Annotated in this window: 19 protein-coding genes; 4 read left to right on the top strand and 15 right to left on the bottom strand. The window is 49.1% G+C overall.

Annotation, left to right across the window (positions count from 1 at the left end; translation table 11 throughout):
* Positions 1 to 88 precede the first annotated feature (88 nt).
* From L0B52_RS08465 to L0B52_RS08450, 4 genes are all read right to left on the bottom strand, one after another.
* The gene (locus L0B52_RS08465) at positions 89 to 568 is read right to left on the bottom strand and encodes a paraquat-inducible protein A (RefSeq protein ID WP_235064290.1); all 480 of its coding nucleotides are present in this window, start codon (positions 566 to 568) and stop codon (positions 89 to 91) included.
* Positions 565 to 1,002 (bottom strand): DUF1249 domain-containing protein, encoded by a 438-nt coding sequence (locus tag L0B52_RS08460; RefSeq protein WP_235064289.1) that lies wholly within the window; start codon positions 1,000 to 1,002, stop codon positions 565 to 567. The genes L0B52_RS08465 and L0B52_RS08460 overlap by 4 nt, the downstream gene beginning before the upstream one ends.
* 72 nt (positions 1,003 to 1,074) lie before the next feature.
* Positions 1,075 to 2,355, bottom strand: a complete 1,281-nt coding sequence (locus tag L0B52_RS08455; protein WP_235064288.1) for an HlyC/CorC family transporter — start codon at positions 2,353 to 2,355, stop codon at positions 1,075 to 1,077.
* Between the two features lie 9 nt (positions 2,356 to 2,364).
* Positions 2,365 to 3,147: an inner membrane protein YpjD gene (locus L0B52_RS08450; RefSeq protein WP_235064287.1), complete on the bottom strand. Its 783-nt coding sequence runs from the start codon at positions 3,145 to 3,147 to the stop codon at positions 2,365 to 2,367.
* A 144-nt stretch (positions 3,148 to 3,291) separates the two neighbouring features.
* Between L0B52_RS08450 and ffh the strand changes: the two genes are divergently transcribed.
* The 3 genes from ffh to L0B52_RS08435 all read left to right on the top strand — a co-directional run bounded on the left by ffh (position 3,292) and on the right by L0B52_RS08435 (position 6,053).
* Positions 3,292 to 4,650 carry a signal recognition particle protein gene (gene ffh / locus L0B52_RS08445; RefSeq protein WP_235064286.1) on the top strand — a complete coding sequence of 453 codons (1,359 nt, stop codon included), beginning with the start codon at positions 3,292 to 3,294 and terminating at the stop codon, positions 4,648 to 4,650.
* 3 nt (positions 4,651 to 4,653) lie between these two features.
* The gene (locus L0B52_RS08440) at positions 4,654 to 5,415 is read left to right on the top strand and encodes an ABC transporter permease (RefSeq protein ID WP_235064285.1); all 762 of its coding nucleotides are present in this window, start codon (positions 4,654 to 4,656) and stop codon (positions 5,413 to 5,415) included.
* Positions 5,416 to 5,510: 95 nt separating this feature from the next.
* Complete coding sequence (locus L0B52_RS08435) at positions 5,511 to 6,053, top strand: metallophosphoesterase family protein (RefSeq protein ID WP_235064284.1); 543 nt, start codon at positions 5,511 to 5,513, stop codon at positions 6,051 to 6,053.
* On the opposite strand, the gene L0B52_RS08430 is transcribed toward L0B52_RS08435, so the two are convergent.
* The 6 genes from L0B52_RS08430 to rplU form a co-directional block, all read right to left on the bottom strand.
* Positions 6,054 to 7,016: an AEC family transporter gene (locus L0B52_RS08430; protein WP_235064283.1), complete on the bottom strand. Its 963-nt coding sequence runs from the start codon at positions 7,014 to 7,016 to the stop codon at positions 6,054 to 6,056.
* Positions 7,001 to 7,990 carry a YeiH family protein gene (locus L0B52_RS08425; protein WP_235064282.1) on the bottom strand — a complete coding sequence of 330 codons (990 nt, stop codon included), beginning with the start codon at positions 7,988 to 7,990 and terminating at the stop codon, positions 7,001 to 7,003. Before L0B52_RS08425 ends, L0B52_RS08430 begins: the two co-directional genes overlap by 16 nt.
* A complete protein-coding gene (proB, locus tag L0B52_RS08420) occupies positions 7,987 to 9,111 on the bottom strand; it encodes a glutamate 5-kinase (RefSeq protein ID WP_409202340.1) in 1,125 nt (374 codons plus the stop codon). Before proB ends, L0B52_RS08425 begins: the two co-directional genes overlap by 4 nt.
* Complete coding sequence (gene cgtA, locus L0B52_RS08415) at positions 9,098 to 10,126, bottom strand: Obg family GTPase CgtA (RefSeq protein WP_235064280.1); 1,029 nt, start codon at positions 10,124 to 10,126, stop codon at positions 9,098 to 9,100. Before cgtA ends, proB begins: the two co-directional genes overlap by 14 nt.
* A gap of 170 nt (positions 10,127 to 10,296) precedes the next feature.
* Complete coding sequence (rpmA, locus tag L0B52_RS08410) at positions 10,297 to 10,560, bottom strand: 50S ribosomal protein L27 (RefSeq protein ID WP_235064279.1); 264 nt, start codon at positions 10,558 to 10,560, stop codon at positions 10,297 to 10,299.
* A 15-nt stretch (positions 10,561 to 10,575) separates the two neighbouring features.
* Positions 10,576 to 10,896, bottom strand: a complete 321-nt coding sequence (gene rplU, locus L0B52_RS08405) for a 50S ribosomal protein L21 (protein ID WP_235064278.1) — start codon at positions 10,894 to 10,896, stop codon at positions 10,576 to 10,578.
* Between the two features lie 272 nt (positions 10,897 to 11,168).
* Here rplU and L0B52_RS08400 point away from each other — a divergent pair, with 272 nt between their 5' ends.
* A complete protein-coding gene (locus L0B52_RS08400) occupies positions 11,169 to 12,287 on the top strand; it encodes an aminotransferase class V-fold PLP-dependent enzyme (protein ID WP_235064277.1) in 1,119 nt (372 codons plus the stop codon).
* A gap of 274 nt (positions 12,288 to 12,561) precedes the next feature.
* Here L0B52_RS08400 and lysM read toward each other — a convergent pair whose 3' ends face one another.
* The 5 genes from lysM to rpsU all read right to left on the bottom strand — a co-directional run bounded on the left by lysM (position 12,562) and on the right by rpsU (position 17,444).
* Positions 12,562 to 13,026: a peptidoglycan-binding protein LysM gene (gene lysM, locus L0B52_RS08395; protein ID WP_235064276.1), complete on the bottom strand. Its 465-nt coding sequence runs from the start codon at positions 13,024 to 13,026 to the stop codon at positions 12,562 to 12,564.
* Positions 13,027 to 13,107: 81 nt separating this feature from the next.
* A complete protein-coding gene (rpoD, locus tag L0B52_RS08390; protein WP_235064275.1) occupies positions 13,108 to 14,949 on the bottom strand; it encodes an RNA polymerase sigma factor RpoD in 1,842 nt (613 codons plus the stop codon).
* Between the two features lie 51 nt (positions 14,950 to 15,000).
* On the bottom strand, positions 15,001 to 16,698 hold the full coding sequence (dnaG, locus tag L0B52_RS08385) for a DNA primase (protein ID WP_235064274.1): 1,698 nt from the start codon (positions 16,696 to 16,698) through the stop codon (positions 15,001 to 15,003).
* Between the two features lie 75 nt (positions 16,699 to 16,773).
* Complete coding sequence (locus tag L0B52_RS08380) at positions 16,774 to 17,223, bottom strand: GatB/YqeY domain-containing protein (protein ID WP_235064273.1); 450 nt, start codon at positions 17,221 to 17,223, stop codon at positions 16,774 to 16,776.
* Between the two features lie 5 nt (positions 17,224 to 17,228).
* Positions 17,229 to 17,444 (bottom strand): 30S ribosomal protein S21, encoded by a 216-nt coding sequence (rpsU, locus tag L0B52_RS08375; RefSeq protein WP_235064272.1) that lies wholly within the window; start codon positions 17,442 to 17,444, stop codon positions 17,229 to 17,231.
* Positions 17,445 to 17,516 lie beyond the last annotated feature (72 nt).

Genomic DNA, 17,516 nt, shown 5'->3' with positions numbered 1-17,516 from the left:
GATGTATAAACTGAATTTATAACTAAACAATGAGCGATACTTTGTATTGATTAAGCGAACGCCCTCTTTCAGCAGGTGCTGGATTGTTCTAGCCGTGAATACGCTGCGCGATATCACGTTCGATTAAGATCCCGCTAATCATCGAGATAATCACCGCGGCTGAAAACCAATAAATACCGTGGTGAATGGTGACTTCGACCAAGTAACCGAGCTTCACAATCATCAGCATCAACGCCACCACAAACACATCGAGCATCGAGAATTTCGCCAAGCGGCTCAAGGTTTTCTGCCAATGCACGAGTGCGTTAGGAATCGCTGGGTAATAATAGAGATAAGCGGCCATACCGATGAATTTCACCAGTGGAAAGATCACACTAAACGTGAGTAAAATCAGCCCTAAACCGAAAGTTTTATCAGCGAGCAGTGCGCCAATACCCGATAAGATACTGAACTCATTACTCACTACCACCATTTTTGACACCGTCATCATCGGCATCACCAGCCCTAAGATCAGCGTGATCACCCCTACTGCAATCATCACCAGCATGATGATCCGCCAACGGCTCATTGATGGACCTTGTGGTTGGGTAGATCGTAAAAAGCGCGTGACTCATTAAGCTTGTAGCCGTGACGACGGCAATAATCCAGCCATTCAGCCAGCGCACGGTTATGGCGTAGTTTCACCGCTTTACACGCATTGACTGCAAGCAGCGTTTCAATTCTCGCTTCAACCAAACGCGCATCGTGATAGACACGAATACAATGATCGGGCGCCAGGCTGTGTTCACCACGCTCTGGAAAATGGTGCGCCAAGAGCCATTCGCTGGTATAGGCATGTTGTGCCGTACAGCGCACATAAACCTCACGCCGCTCAGGCGCTTCAAGCACATGCCAACACTCAGTTTTTGGGGTGCGCGGCAAAAGCAAACGAAACAGGGTATAGTTCTGTTCGTAGAGTGCTTGTAATGAAGCGTTGTCGTGCATAAAACGAGGGTGTTGCATGAGTCTCGCGGTTTTTAAGTATGCGTTTATTGTGCGGATGAACGTAGCACTTTGCAAGTCAGGCGCGTTTGCTCAAACCTCGCGATCACCTAAATCATCGACGACATGCACTTCAGCCTGCCCGACAACCCCATCAATAAAATCAATCACTTGCACCGTACAGCCATTGAATTGCACCTCTGTGCCAGCTTCTGGGAAGTTACCGAGCGTTTCAATGATCAGCCCGGAAAGCGTATTCGGACCATCTAGCGGTAACTTCAGCCCTAATTCACGATTAATTTGCCGTAAACTCATGCTGCCTTCAACATGGTAAATCTGATCGCGGTGATGGACGATTTCCGGACTCTCATCGTCATGATCCGACACCAGATCGCCGACAATATGGGTCAAAATATCTTCTAAGGTAATCAGGCCTTGAATATCGCCATATTCATCAACCACCAGCGCACTACGCGCGCGATGCTGTTGAAAATGAAACAATTGTGCGCGCAACGGTGTCCCTTCCGGTACATACAAACACGGCCGCAACGCCTGCATCAGCGATGGCTTATCAAGGCGTTTTTCATGAAACAGCCAGATAATGTCGCGCAAATGCAGCATGCCTTCCATACGGTCTAAATTATCCCGATAAGCAACCAAGCGCCCGTGGCGGCTGTTGGTGATCTGTTTGATAATTTCATCCCAAGGGTCGTTCAAATCGACGCCTTCAAGCTCGTTACGCGGCACCATCGCCTCATCAACCGAAATATCTTCCAGCTCCAGCACGCCCATCAGCATATCCTGACGTTCTGGTGAGATTGATTGTGTGGATGACGATAAGACGATCGTTTTTAGCTCTTCGTTGGTAATCAATTCATCGCCACCGGTCACCGAGCGCACTCCAAACGGACGCAAAATCAACAACACTAAAATATTGATCATCGCCACCAGCGGATAAAGCAGCTTCACCAAAAAACGCAACACCCAAGACGCTGGGAAAGCAATGCGCTGCGGAGAAATAGCCGCTAAGGTTTTCGGCGCGACTTCGGAGAAAATGAGCACGACGATCGTTAAGATAATCGTTGCCAGCAAAACGCCCACATCACCTAACAAACGAATGCCAATAATCGTTGCTAAAGATGTGGCGACGATATTGACAAAATTATTGCCCAAGAGGATCGTGCCGAGCAAGCGATCCGGACGCTTTAACAAATGCAGCGCACGTTGCGCCCCACGATGACCTTCTTCTGCAAGGTGCTTTGTTTTATAACGGTTAAGCGACATCATCGCTGTTTCAGAAGAGGAAAAGAATGCTGAAATTAATAAACAAATAATCAGAAAGAATACCAGTATCCCTATGGGAACGTGATCCACGAAAACTCCTTAACGCACAATAAATTGCAAAATGATATTGCTGATCACATAACCTGTCAGCAGTAGCCCGTAGCCGAGAAAATTGATATACACCACACGCATGCCGCGCTGATGCATGATGAAATAGACAAAACACAACCAGCCATAAACGACCCAGGCGAGGATGGTAAACAGCGTTTTATGCCATAAGTGCTGGGCGAACAGGTCTTCGACAAATAGCCAGCCGGAAAACAGCGACAGCGACAGCAGTAAAAAGCCGATGACTGAAAACCAAACCATCATTCGCTCAAAACCAATCAACGCCATCGGATTATGCCGACTAAGCTGGCGCTGTTTTAAGCGATGGAACATCCAACCATAAAGCAGCGCATTAATGAGCGCCACCGAAAGTACCGTCCAGGCGGCAATTGAGCTCAAGATATGCCAGAGCATGCCTTGGTCAAGATTGGCCATAAACGCTTTTTGCGTGGGAAAGAGCAGCGGCAGAACAATCAGCAAGGCATTGAGTAAACAGATCATCACCCCGGCCAGCGCGACATTCGCGCGCCACAGCCAGATCACCGATAAACACGCCACTGCCCAACCATAAATTGACAGCACATTAACAATCGACAGGTTGATCGCTTCACCTTCGCCAACCTGACCAATCAGCACCAACGCATGGCCTTGGCAGGCGAGCACCATCAAACCCAACGCCCATAATGGATTAAAGCGCGCACGCGAGGTTCGCCAAAAAGCGTGTGCGGCAAGCAAGTACACAATTGAAATGGCGATCGGCAGCCAAAGCTGCATGAAGTTATCCTGTATTAAAGTCAAAGTTAAGCCGTTATAATACACCAAAAACCAATGCGAACGTTTGCAAAACATACAAACTTAAGTCGCGCTCTGGGCGCTAAATATTTTGCAACGCGCAACAATCCGTAGAAGGACATCATTATGTTTGAACAATTAAGTGATCGCCTACAAGGGACGATCAAAAAGCTCAAAGGGCAAAGCCGCATCACTGAGGATAACATTAGCGACGCTTTACGCGAAGTGCGTATGGCATTAATTGAAGCCGATGTCGCGATCAGTGTGGTTAAAGACATTATTACCGCGATTAAAGAACACGCCATTGGCCAAGAAGTTGGACAAAAGCTCTCGCCAGATCAAGCGTTTCTGAAAATCGTTAAAAATGAACTGACTCGCGCGATGGGTGAGGAAAACAGTGCGCTTAATCTCGCCAGTCAACCACCAGCGGTTATCCTGATGGCTGGTTTGCAGGGTTCTGGTAAAACCACCTCTGCCGCCAAACTCGCAAAAAAACTCATTCATGAGAAAAAGAAAGTTGCCGTGGTCAGCGCTGATGTGTATCGTCCAGCGGCGATTCAGCAGCTCGAAACCCTAGCAGGACAGGTCAACGCAACCTTTATTCCATCAAGTACCGACGAAGCACCTGAATCGATTGCTGCACGCGCACTCGATATCGCAAAAAAACAATTTTTTGATGTGTTGATTGTCGATACCGCGGGTCGCCTGCATATCGATCAAAAGCTGATGGGCGAAATCCAGACCATCCATCAGGCAGTCAACCCAATTGAGACTTTATTTGTCGTTGATGCAATGACCGGTCAAGACGCGGCTAATACCGCGAAAGCCTTCCATGAAGCGCTGCCGCTGACGGGTATTGTGTTGACCAAAATCGATGGGGATGCACGTGGCGGTGCAGCGCTATCTATTCGCCATATTACTGGTAAACCGATTAAATTCTTAGGGGTTGGTGAAAAAACCGACGCTTTAGAAGCGTTTCATCCTGAGCGTATTGCCTCGCGCATTTTAGGCATGGGCGATATGCTCGGTCTGATTGAAGACATCGAGCAGCAAGTCGATGCGAAAAAAGCGCAACGTTTAGCCAAAAAATTTGTTCGTGGCAAAGCGTTTGATTTAGAAGATTTTCGCGAACAATTACAACAAATGCGCAATGTTGATTTAGATAAGATGCTCGAAAAAATCCCAGGAATGAAAAATATTCCTGCAGAGCTAAAAAACCAGCATTTATCGCCGAAAAAAATCGCCCAACAGGAAGCGATTATTCTTTCGATGACCCCACAAGAGCGACGCTTCCCTGATTTGATCAAGGGTTCACGCAAACGCCGAATTGCTGCGGGTTGCGGTCTCGACGTGCCAGCGGTCAACCGTCTACTCAAGCAGTTTAAAGAAATGCAGCGCCAGATGAAGAAGATGAAAGGCGGCAAAATGAAAAATATGATGCGTGGTATGCCACCAATGGGTGGCGGTGGGATGCCGTTTAAATAAACCATGCAAACGCACGCTTTTACCACCCTACTGCGCAAAGAAATCCGCCGTTTTACCCGCCTATGGACGCAAACTTTGCTGCCTTCGGCGGTAACCTCTACCCTGTATTTTTTGATTTTCGGGGAGCTGATCGGTCAGCGCATTGGCAGTTTTGAAGGCTTTCCTTATGCAAGCTTTATCGCGCCGGGGCTGATTATGATGACGGTGATTAACAACACCTATGGCAATGTCGTCTCCTCATTTTATAGCGCACGCTTTAGCAATTCGGTAGAAGAATTACTGATTTCACCAATGCCTAACGCGATGATTTTAGCAGGCTATGTTAGCGCCGGCGTCTTACGCGGGATCATTGTTGGCGCCTTAGTGACGCTGGTGGCGATGTTTTTCACCGATATTTATATCACCCATTGGTGGGTCACCCTCTGCGTACTCCTGCTCACTGCGATTGCTTTTTCCCTAGGCGGGTTTGTTAATGCGATTTTTGCGCGCGGCTTTGATGATGCAGCGATTGTCCCAACCTTTGTACTAACGCCGCTGACCTATCTTGGTGGCGTCTTTTACTCGATCACCGTGTTGCCAGAGTTCTGGCAAGGCGTTTCACAGCTCAATCCTATTTTGTATATGGTCAACGGGTTTCGCTATGGTTTTTTGGGCATCAGCGATGTACCACTCTGGCAAACCATCGGTTTTCTTATTACGCTGTGTATCGGACTTACCATCTGGGCGCTACATCTGATGGATTCCCCCGGACGCCTGCGTAAATAATCTACTCACTAGCACAGGATTTACGCCACTCTGGCAACGGTTAGTCAAAACAAGCGTGTTATGATGGGTGCATTACTGAACAACAAGGCTTAGACGTGCGTTATTTTTTTACTGCGGACACCCATTTTTTTCACCGCAATATCATTCAATACAGCGAACGTCCCTTCCGCGATGTTCACAGCATGAATCAAGCGATGATCGCACAATGGAATGCTTTGGTCGGCAAAGAAGACCGTGTGTATCATTTGGGCGATGTGTCTTTTGGCGGGCTTGCCGAAACCTTTCGTTTACTGGCCGAACTTAATGGTGAGTTGTGTCTGGTCGCCGGCAATCATGATGATGAATTGATTGCTGATCCCTACTTGCGTGAGCGCTTTCACTGGATCAAGCCCTATCATGAAGAAAGAATTGAAGGCCATGATGTGGTGATGTTTCATTACCCAATCGCACAATGGCGCGGTGCACAGCGTGGCAGTTGGCAATTGCATGGCCACACCCATGGTAATGTCAATATCTCAGGCGCTGCAATGGATGTAGGCATTGACGCACACCCACAATTTAGCTTGTGGTCATGGTCAGAGATCAAAGCGCGGCTTTGTGATGTCCGTGCGCTTCCTTACCCAAGAAAAGCGCGCTAGCTATATCCACCCTAAGACTTGAAATAAAGCAATCACCGGCGCCATCAGCACCAGTGATCCAGCGGTGGTAATCGCGATAATATTCGCGGCTGCGACATCATTACCCCCCATTGCTTTGGCCATCACATAACCGGCGGTTGCAGCAGGTGCAGCGCCAAGAATAAACAAAATACCCAGATCCTGCCCACGCAAGCCAAATAGCGCCCCGAGCACGACAAACAACAGCGGCGATAAGAACATCCGCCCGGCGCTTGCCGAATACGCCATGCGATCAGCCCCCAACACGCCACGTGGATTGAACGTCGCACCGATACACAAGAGCGCCAGCGGTAGCGTCACCCGAATGGCATAATCTCCGAAGCGTTGTACCATCTCTGGAATGGGTATCGAGAACATTTTCACCACAGCCGCCGCCAATATGGCAATCACCAATGGATTACGCAATATCCGCGCCAGCCATACCGTCCAATGCAGTTTTTGCCCGTCAACCTGAGTCAAGGTAAAGACCGCTAAAATATTGAGCAGCAAAGCAATACTGCCGGCAGCAATCGCACCAACCGTTTGCCCATAGTCTCCATAGACCGCACCGCATAACGCCAGGCCGATAATCGCCAAATTACCGCGAAACACCCCTTGTACAAACACCCCACGATCGGCTGCGCTTGCGTAACGCCCTTTTGCCCACCAAGAAGCGAGAAAATAAAGCCCTAAAACCCCCAGATAACCACTGGCGATCACCCGCCATTGTGAGGCAATACTAACCTCAGAACCGGTAATACTAAAAAAGAGCAGCCCCGGTAAGGCGTAACGATAGACCAGCTGGTTAAGCCCCATGACTAGGTTGTGTTCCAGCTCACCGCGTCGTTTTAACCACCAGCCAAAAGCGATCAGCCCGAGAATGGGCGTCAGGATATTCGCTGATACCCCTAACGCCAGCCAGAATGCTTCTAGACCAGTAGCCAAGTCAGTAATCCCCCACCAATGACCAGCCACGCAAACAAACTCAGCGCTAAGGCAAAGGGTGCAGCGCCCACACCAGCCATTTCTTTAAAGCGCGTGGTCAAACCGAGTGCGGCCATAGCCATAGTCAGTAAGAGCGTGTCTATCCACACCAGAGCATCGACCAACCACTGCGGTAGAATGCCTAGTGAATGCACCCCTATCATTACTAAAAACCACAGCGCAAACCACGGCACCGCAATATGGCGCTTTTTGGCGTCATGTCCATCAGCGCGTGCTAGCATCCACGATAAAAACAGTAAAAATGGCGCCAGCAACATCACGCGCGTCATTTTGGTTAACACTGCCGTATCAGCAACTTCCGGTGAAACCACACCGCCTGCAGCGACGACTTGCGCCACCTCATGCACCGACGCCCCGATATACACACCAAACACATCGGCTGAAAACGGCAACCAACCCAGCGAATACATCAGCGGATACACCAACATCGCAATCGTGCCAAACAGCACCACAGTCGCCACCGCGACAGATACCTTATATGCGGGCGATTTAAGCAGTGGTTCAACCGCAAGTACCGCTGCAGCGCCACAAATCGACGCCCCAGCACCGATCAACATCGCACTATCGCGGTCCAAACCAAACAGCCGACGTCCCAACCACAGCGCTAACATAAACGTTGAAAAGACCATGATTACATCAAGCAATAAGACCGCCGCGCCTAAATGCGCCACCTCAGCAAAGGTCAGGCGAAACCCATAGAGGATGATTGCCAAGCGCAAAATACGCGATTTGGCCAGCGTCACCCCAGCCTCACAGCGCGTGGCATAACGTGGATAGAAGGTATTACCTAACACCATACCCACAACAATCGCCAGCAATAGTGGACTGAGTGAATGACCAATAATCGGCGCAGCAATCATCGAACCAATCGCTAAGACGCTAACTAAAATCAATCCTTCTGCATATTGCTTCATAACACCACCAAATTATCACGATGAATCAGCGCCTGACCATGAACAAGCTTATCGCTGAGCTCATGGCTGTGTTTGCCAAGCAAAGCAGAAGCGTCTTCAGCGTTATAATTAATCAATCCTCTAGCGACCGCATGACCTTCTTGATCCACGCATTCAACCAACGCGCCACGGGCAAAATCACCACGCACTGAGCGCACGCCAACCGCGAGTAAACTCTTCCCGCCTCGACGCAGTGCGCTAACTGCGCCATCATCCAAACAGAGCGTTCCTTGCACCTGCAATTGACTACCCAACCACTGCTTACGCGCCTGCTGCGGATTAGCGGGCGCGACAAAACAGGTACCGATTGATTCGCCGTGAGCAAGGCGCTCAATCACCCGAGGCTCACGACCATGGGCGAGTAACGAATGGGTGCCAGAATGTGCGGCTTTTTGTGCAGCGAGCACTTTTGTATACATCCCCCCGGAACCCAACGCACCACCACGTTTACCTGCCATCGACAGCAACGCGGGATCATTGGCCGCTGCTTGCTCTATCAATTTGGCATCGGCATGCTCACCCGGGTGTTTATCATACATACCTTGTTGATCGGTTAGCATCAGATACGCACCTGCGCCAGTGATATTCGCCACCATTGCGCCAAGGTTATCGTTATCGCCAAAGCGAATTTCTTCATAAGACACCGTGTCGTTTTCATTGACCACCGGCACAATCCCTAAACGGCACATCGCCTGCAAACTCGAGCGAATATTGAGGTAGCGTTTACGGTCAGCGGCGTCATCATGGGTGAGCAACACTTGGGCAACGGTAATCCCGTGGGCGGCGAAGGCTTCTTGCCAGGCATGGCTCAAGCGCATTTGCCCTACCGCAGCGGCAGTTTGTAACGCGCTTAGCTCTGTAGGACGCTCTGTCCAGCCAAGCTGATGCATACCGACTGCAATCGCACCTGATGAGACCACGACAATCTGTTTACCAGCTTGTTGTAGTGCGGCCATCTGCGCGGTCCAATCACGAAGCGCTTCTGCATCGATATCTGCCCCACCACCGGTGAGCATCGCACTGCCAATTTTGATCACCCAGCGCTCGCAATCAGCGAGTATCGCACGCTCAAAAGTCGGCATCGTCATCCATCTGCTCCAGCGTTTGCATAATGTCGTGACACAAGGTTTCTGTGCCAATCCCGGCTTGAGCTGAAATTCGATACACCGGACCTTGCCAATCAATAGCCCTCACAATTTCTTGCGCTTTCGCCTGCTGATCTTCTTCGCTCATCGTATCCATTTTATTGAGCACCAACCAGCGCGGTTTATCGGCAAAGATATCGTTATATTTTGTCAGCTCTTCGCTCACCTGGGCAAAATCCGCCACCGGATCCCCCGAATCACTCATCGGCGAACAGTCGAGCATGTGTAAAAGCAGGCGGGTGCGCGATAGATGCTTGAGAAATTGATGCCCCAAGCCAGCACCTTCTGCTGCCCCCTCAATCAACCCCGGGATATCGGCCATCACAAAACTCTGCAGCATGCCAACCCGCACCACGCCTAAATTAGGATAGAGTGTGGTAAACGGATAATTGGCAATTTTCGGTTTTGCCGCTGAGACCCGACTAATTAACGTCGATTTACCGGCATTCGGCATCCCGAGCAAGCCTACATCAGCGAGTAATTTGAGCTCTAAGCGCAGCTCACGCTCCTCACCCATCGACCCCGGCTTCGATTGCCGCGGCGCACGATTAGTCGAACTTTTATAGCGGGTGTTACCCAAGCCATGGAACCCGCCCTGCGCCACAAGCAAGGTCTCACCATCAGCGGTCAAATCGCCAATCAGCTCATCGGTTTCCTCAACAAAAACCTGGGTACCAACCGGCACATCAATAAATAAATCTTCACCGCTTTTACCGCGTTTATTACGCCCTTCACCCGGCTGACCGTTTTCAGCCTGAAATTGACGGACAAAGCGGAAATCGGCCAGCGTATTCGCGCCATCGATCGCACGTAGGTAAACGCTACCACCATCACCACCGTCGCCGCCATCAGGGCCGCCAAACTCCACATATTTTTCGCGACGAAAACTCACCACGCCATTACCGCCTTTTCCGGCACGAACGTTAATCAACGCTTCATCAACAAACTTCATGGTATTCTCCGTTCATCGCCAGTAGTCTCTCTTGGCGTTAGTGTGTGTATTGTATTTTATAGGGATTGTTTCGGGCAACGTATTGCGCGTTCGTTAAGGCAAAAGCGCTTGCACCCCAAAAACAAAAACCCCGCTCGCAGGCGGGGTTCTTATCGCATCGCCGCCGAAGCTTAAGCTTCTACTGGCTCGATGCTGACAAAGGTACGGTTTTTTGGTCCGCGGGTTGAAAACACCACTTTGCCATCTTTCTTAGCAAACAAGGTGTGATCGCGTCCTAAACCGACGTTGTCACCCGCGTTAAATGGGGTGCCACGTTGGCGTACGAGGATGCTGCCTGCGCTGACTTGTTCGCCGCCGAAACACTTAACGCCCAAACGCTTGGACTGTGAATCGCGACCGTTACGACTGGAACCCCCAGCTTTCTTATGTGCCATGACTCGTCTCCTTAATTACTTTTGACCGTCGATCGCATCAATCACTACTTCAGTGTAGTTCTGACGGTGACCTTGTCGCTTCATAGAATGTTTACGACGACGGAATTTAATGATTTTGACTTTTTCCCCACGACCGTGCTCGGTAATGGTCGCGCTCACGGCTTTACCTTCTAAATAAGGCGCACCAACGCTAACTTCGTTTTCCCCTGCTGCGATCAACAATACCTTATCAAAAGAAATGCTGTCGCCAGCCTCACCTTTGAGAGTTTCCACGCGCAAACGTTGCCCTGGCTTTACTTTATATTGTTTACCGCCGGTTTCGATAACTGCAAACATGATTTTCTCCAAAAAACAGACGCATCGCGCGCCCAGACTCATAAAAGAGGGCGAATCATACAGCGATTACGTGATAAATGCAAGGCATATTTTGACGAAAACGCCATCTAGTGAATACCTTACTTAAGCGCTTTAATACAACTTCTGCTAAAGCTTAGCATCTAATCATACCTAATCTGGCAACTTCTTGAAAGCAATGAATGAATAAGGCTTGTTCATCTTTGCGCCCATGGTTATGATGAGTCAATCATTAGCTAATGTAAGGACTTACCATGCCATCAAATCATCTTGCTGAATATTCGGTTGTGTATACCGAGCGCGGCTTAAACCATATGTCGGTTGCTTTCCAACAAGTCATGTGCGACCTGAACCAGATTTTAACCGCCACCTATCAAGCCGAACAAGCGGTGATTATCCCTGGCGGCGGCAGTTACGCGATGGAATCGGTGGCAAGGCAAATAGCACGTGATAAAAAAATCCTTATTTTGCGCAACGGCTGGTTTAGCTATCGCTGGACTCAAATCCTCGAGCGTGGCGCGATCAGTCACGATATCGATGTCCTCACCGCTTATCCCGAAGATCCAGCCAACCTACAATCTACGTGGCAACCCCACCCTTTAGAAGATGTGCTCAGCTATATCAGCGAGCATAAACCTGATCTTATTTTTGCCCCACATATCGAAACCTCCTCTGGCATTCGCTTGCCTGAAGAATATATCCGCGCTGTAGCTAAAGCAGCGCATGATAATAATGGCTTATTCGTACTCGATTGTATTGCCTCGGGTGCGAACTGGGTCAATATGCAACAAACCGGGGTGGATATTTTGATCTCTGCGCCACAAAAAGGCTGGAGCGCACCGCCATGCGCCGGTTTTGTTATGCTCAGCGAGCGTGGCAATCAAGCCATCGATAACAGCGAAAGTGATTCTTTCAGCAACGACCTCAAACAATGGCGCACGATCATGCGCGCCTACCTCGATGGCGGCCATGCTTACCACGCAACCATGCCAACCAATGCCTTAGCGCAATGTCGTGATGAAATGCAGGCAGCGGTTGATTATGGCCTAAACAAGCTATCTGAAGCACAAATTGAGCTAGGCACACAAATCCGCAACACCTTGGTTGAGGCTGGCTATCCTTGCGTCGCAGCAGACGGCTGGCAAGCTAATGGCGTGATCGTCTGTCATACCACACGTGATGATTTTCACAATGGCAGCGCATTTAAGAACCAGGGCATGCAAATCGCCGGCGGTGTACCACTGGCCTGTAACGAACCCGAAGGATTTAAAACCTTCCGTATTGGTTTGTTTGGACTCGACAAATGGCAAAATGTCGCTTCGTGTGTTGAAAAATTTAAGAGCACATTAGAACAAATAAATATCGAATCATAATAAAATTGTTATCAATAAAATAAATGGGTATAATGAGTTCAGTCCGTAAGCCGGTCTCGCTGCGGATATTTCATGGCATCTTATACTTAGAGGCGAGCTATGACTCAAAACCAACAACCCATTCCGAAGAATGTGAAAATCTTCATGGTGATCTTGGCATTATTTATGCCGATCTTTCTCGCGCTACCATTTTTATTCTGGTAACGCCCATCTATGAGCGCATAAAAAAAAACGCTGCCAAGGCAGCGTTTTTTAGTTCAGATGCATAAGTTGCTTATACTGGAATGCGCAGCTTCTGCCCCGGATAAATGCGATCCGGACTATTTAACATCGGCTTATTCGCTTCAAAAATTTTCATGTACTGATTAGAGCTACCATAGTAGTTTTTTGCGATCGCAGAAAGCGTTTCACCACTTTGTACATCATGAAAACGCGCCGCTTGCGCCGCTTGTCCGGCAACACTCAATTCGTTCTCAACGCCAGCAACACCTTTAATATTGCCTGCTGCTAACGCTGCTTTTTCACAGGCGTCTTGATTCGGTGCATCGCCATTAAGCGTCACCACAGCATCTTGCGCTGAAAAGGCGACTTTTAAGTTCTCAATGCCTAAATTTTTCTCTTCGATATACTCACAAATCGCATTCGCCGCTTTTTGTGACGGATCTTGCTCAGCAATCTGCTGTTGTTTCTTTTCGATGACGTTTTCGCCAGCGTCTTTCAAAAAATCAAACATACCCATAGCATCACTCCTTTGGTTAATCTATCCCTGATTAAGCTTAACAGAAATTTTACCCAAGCGAGCAAATTCTGTTAGCAACCATTAATCGGTTAAAAAGCTCTTCAACAGCTCTGAGCGGTTTGGATGGCGCAATTTACGCAATGCTTTCGCCTCAATCTGTCGAATACGTTCACGGGTCACATCAAACTGACGCCCAACTTCTTCCAAGGTATGGTCAGTATTCATATCGATACCAAAACGCATACGCAGCACACGCTCTTCACGCGGGGTTAATGAGGCCAGCACATCGTTAGTCGCTTCGCTCAAGCCACGTGTGGTCGCGGCATCAAGTGGCGACATCACGTTGGCGTCCTCGATGAAATCACCAAGATGCGAATCTTCATCATCACCGATTGGTGTTTCCATCGAAATCGGCTCTTTAGCAATCTTCAACACCTTACGGATTTTATCTTCCGGCATTTCCATTGCTTCGGCCAGCTCTTCCGGACTTGGATCACGGCCATTTTTTTGCACCAGACTGCGCGAAATACGGTTCAGCTTATTGATCGTTTCAATCATATGTACTGGAATACGAATAGTCCGCGCCTGATCAGCAATCGAACGCGTAATCGCCTGACGAATCCACCAAGTCGCATATGTTGAAAACTTAAAACCACGGCGGTATTCAAATTTATCAACCGCTTTCATCAAGCCGATATTACCTTCTTGAATCAAATCCAAGAACTGCAAACCACGGTTGGTGTATTTTTTCGCAATCGAGATCACCAAACGCAGGTTCGCCTCGACCATTTCTTCTTTAGCACGTTTTGCCTGCATCTTACCGATGGTCAGCTGACGGTAAATTTCTTTGAGCTGGCTGATGGTCATACCGAAACGCTCTTCAACCTCTTGCAGTTTTTCCTGCTCGGCTTGCACTTCAACAATCATCGTCTTCAAACGCTCAGCGTATTTACGACGCATCTTGCTCTGCTTGACCACCCAATCCAAATCGGTCTCCTGACCCGGGAAATCGCGAATAAAGCTTTTCCGCGGCATGCCTGCACGATCAATCACCCAGCGCATTAAGCGGCGCTCAATCCCTTTGATTTCTTCAATCGGATCTTCGAGGCGCTCTTCCATGAGATCAATCGTGCGCTGTGGGAACGAAAAAGCTTCCATGTGCACACGAATTTCATCATGCAATCCTTTGTTCTTTTTGCTATCGAGCTTTTGTCCTTTTTTCAGTGCGGATTGCAGCTTCTTAAAGATGCTAGAAAGCTCCACCATTTTCACTTGTGCTTCGGCTAACGCTTCTTCGGCGCTGTTCGGCGCTGGTGGTGCATTGTTATCATCATCGTCGTCATCAGCATCAACGTCTGCATCCTCATCGTCGCTGCTATCGTCGTGTTGATTGTCTTGCTCAGCGTACGGGTCACCATAACCATTGACCAAATCAGCCAACTTACCTTCGCCCGCTTCAATTTTCGCGAATTCATCAACCAACGCAGCAATCGCTGGCGGAAATTCTGCCAAAGTCATTTGTACGGTGTTGAGCCCTGCTTCAATGCGCTTGGCGATCGCAATCTCACCTTCACGGGTGAGCAAATCGACCGCACCCATTTCGCGCATATACATCCGCACAGGATCAGTGGTACGGCCAATTTCGCTTTCATTGAGAAAAACGTTTGCCGGGACGTCTTCTTCATCTTCGCTGCTGACCACATCATCGCCTTCTTCCGGCGCGCTATCGAGAACATCAATCCCCATCTCACCAAATAAGTGGGTTAATTCCTCAAGCTTCTCACCTTCAAGCACATGCTCTGGCAGCGCTTCGCTGATGTCTTCGTAGGTCAAAAAACCCTGCTCGCGACCGCGCTCAATGAGTTCCTTTATTTCTTCTTGTACATCATCTTCTTCATCGGGTACACGATCATAATCGCTCATGGTTCATCCTTTATTTCAAAACACACATCGGCTATACATACTGATATGCGGTTAGCCACCAAATTTTTCAAGTCTTGCCTGTTGATCAATCATTCGTTGACTCATCATGCGCAGACTATCCTGCCATTCCACGTGCAAAGTATCTGCCGGCAGACGCGCTAAAGCATCGCATTGCGCGCGCATCTCCTCCAGCACACCTTCACGAATAAATAATTGCTCAAGCGTTTCTTGCGCCTGATCTTGCGTTGTTGCCTGTACGCTATAACATGCCTTAATCGTTAGCGGTAAGCTAGCGGCCAATTGCGCTGAATAATCCGCTAACCGCACTTCCAGCGCCCACTGAGGATAAGCAAATAACAACGCAGCAAGACGCTGATCCATCGGCTGCGGCGCACTCGCCCTAACATATTCCGCATGACGTCGTGGCTTCGCGCTGAATGTTGTTGTTCTCGCCTCATCAGCTTCATTCAGCGCACGGCTCGAAAGCTGAAAATGCTTACCCAACTCATCAGCTAATAATTCGCGATACGCCCCGCCAGGTAAATACCCCAACCACTGCTTGGCTAACGCCGCCACTTCCGCACCCGCCTCAACGGTTGAGCGCTCACCCTTTTGCGCCTCAAGCAAACGAATTAAAAACTGCGACGGCGTCAAACTGCTATCGAGCAACGCCTGCACCGCAGCAACCCCATCTCGTTCAATCAACGAATCCGGATCTTCACCATCCGGCATAAACACAAACCGCCATTGATGCTTTTCATCGTGTAAACGCAGCACCGCCTCTAACGCTTTTTCTGCCGCTTTTTGCCCGGCGCTGTCGCCATCAAAAGAGAAATACACCTTTTTACTGCGTTTTTTTAGCTGCTGGATATGCGAATCGCCAATCGCAGTGCCTAGTGCGGCGACCGCTTGCTCCATGCCATGTTGCGAGAGCTTGACCACATCCATATAGCCTTCAGTCACCATCAGCGGTACATCGCGTTGTCCATGTTGCAGCGCCTCATAAAGCCCGTAAAGCTCATGACGCTTATTAAACCATTCGCTTTCCGATGAGTTTAAGTATTTAGGTTGTGCATCGCCCATCGCCCGTGCACCAAAGGCAATCACTTGTCCACGCGGATTACGGATCGGGAAAATAATCCGGTCACGAAACCAGTCATAATGTCGTCCGTCTTTCTCACCAATCAGGCCGGTCGCTTGCAACACCTCATGACTAAAACGTCCACCCAAAGCCGCAAGCAACGCATTACCCGATGGTGCGTAGCCGATTTGAAAGCGCGTAAGGATAGACTTAGTCAAATTCCGATCGCGCAAATATGCTCTGGCAGCGCTCGCCTCATCGTTGAATAACGCTTGATGAAAAAATTCAGCAGCAGCGGCCAAGGCACTCAACCCTAAATCATGGCGCGCGTGATCACGAGGAGGATGCTGGCTATGCGAGTGTTGCTCATAAACCACTTCCATGCCGTTAAACTGTGCCAGCGTTTCAACCGCCTCAACGAAGGTTAACTGGTCGTGATCCATGAGAAAACGGATGGCATCACCGCTTCTTTTGCAGCTAAAACAATGATAAAACGATTCGGCCTCATTCACTGAGAAAGACGGCGTTTTATCGTCATGAAATGGGCAACTGGCAAAATGGTTTTTGCCAGATCGACTACGGAAATCGAGACGAGTCCCTATCAAAGCCACCAAGTCGGTGCGTGCGCTGAGTTCTCGAATAAACGACGCTGCAATAGATTGACTCATTTCTCTCCGTGTTTCGCACAAACCCAAAAACGCCGCCCAAAGGCAGCGTCTGTCGTATTCAGTTGTCCAAACTCGCTAGCTTTGCAGTTTAGAGCGCAGATATTGGCTAACTTGTGCCATATCCGCCCGACCTTCAAGCTGCGGTTTTAAGGTAGCCATTAGCGGCCCCATCGATGACATTGCCTGTGGCAAACCTGAATCAGCTAATGCTTTATCCACTGCTGCGTGCATCGCTTCCTCGCTCATTGCCTCAGGCAAAAAGCGCTGGATAACGACAATTTCTGCCTCTTCAATGCTTGCTAAGTCTTCACGACCCGCATCATGATACTGCTTGGCAGCGTCTTGGCGCTGCTTAACCTGGCGTACACATTCGCGTGTGGCAATTTCATCGTCAACGGTAATCCGCTGATCGACCTCAATTTGCTTAAACGCCGCGTTCAACATACGCAGCGTTTTTAATTCGTCGCGATTTTTATCACGCATCGTGGTCTTAATCGCCGCGTTGAGGTCGTCACGAATAGCCATGGCGATTAGTACAAACGCTCGAAACGACCGCGTTCTTTCTTCAAGCGACGAGCATTACGCTTAACTGCTGCAGCCAATTTACGCTTACGTTCTTGGGTCGGCTTTTCATAGAATTCGCGGCTACGTACTTCTGCCAATACACCAGCTTTCTCGCAAGAGCGCTTAAAACGGCGCAGGGCAATATCAAAAGGTTCGTTATCGCGTACTTTTACACTTGGCATTCAATATCCTCTAAATAATGAAAAGGGGTTGGAAAGCGGCGTATTTTAATCACCCACAAAAAAAAAGCAAAC

Origin of the sequence: Suttonella sp. R2A3, assembly GCF_021513215.1 — a bacterium.
Lineage (GTDB): Bacteria > Pseudomonadota > Gammaproteobacteria > Cardiobacteriales > Cardiobacteriaceae > JAHUUI01.
This window is presented reverse-complemented; position numbering and strand designations above follow the sequence as displayed.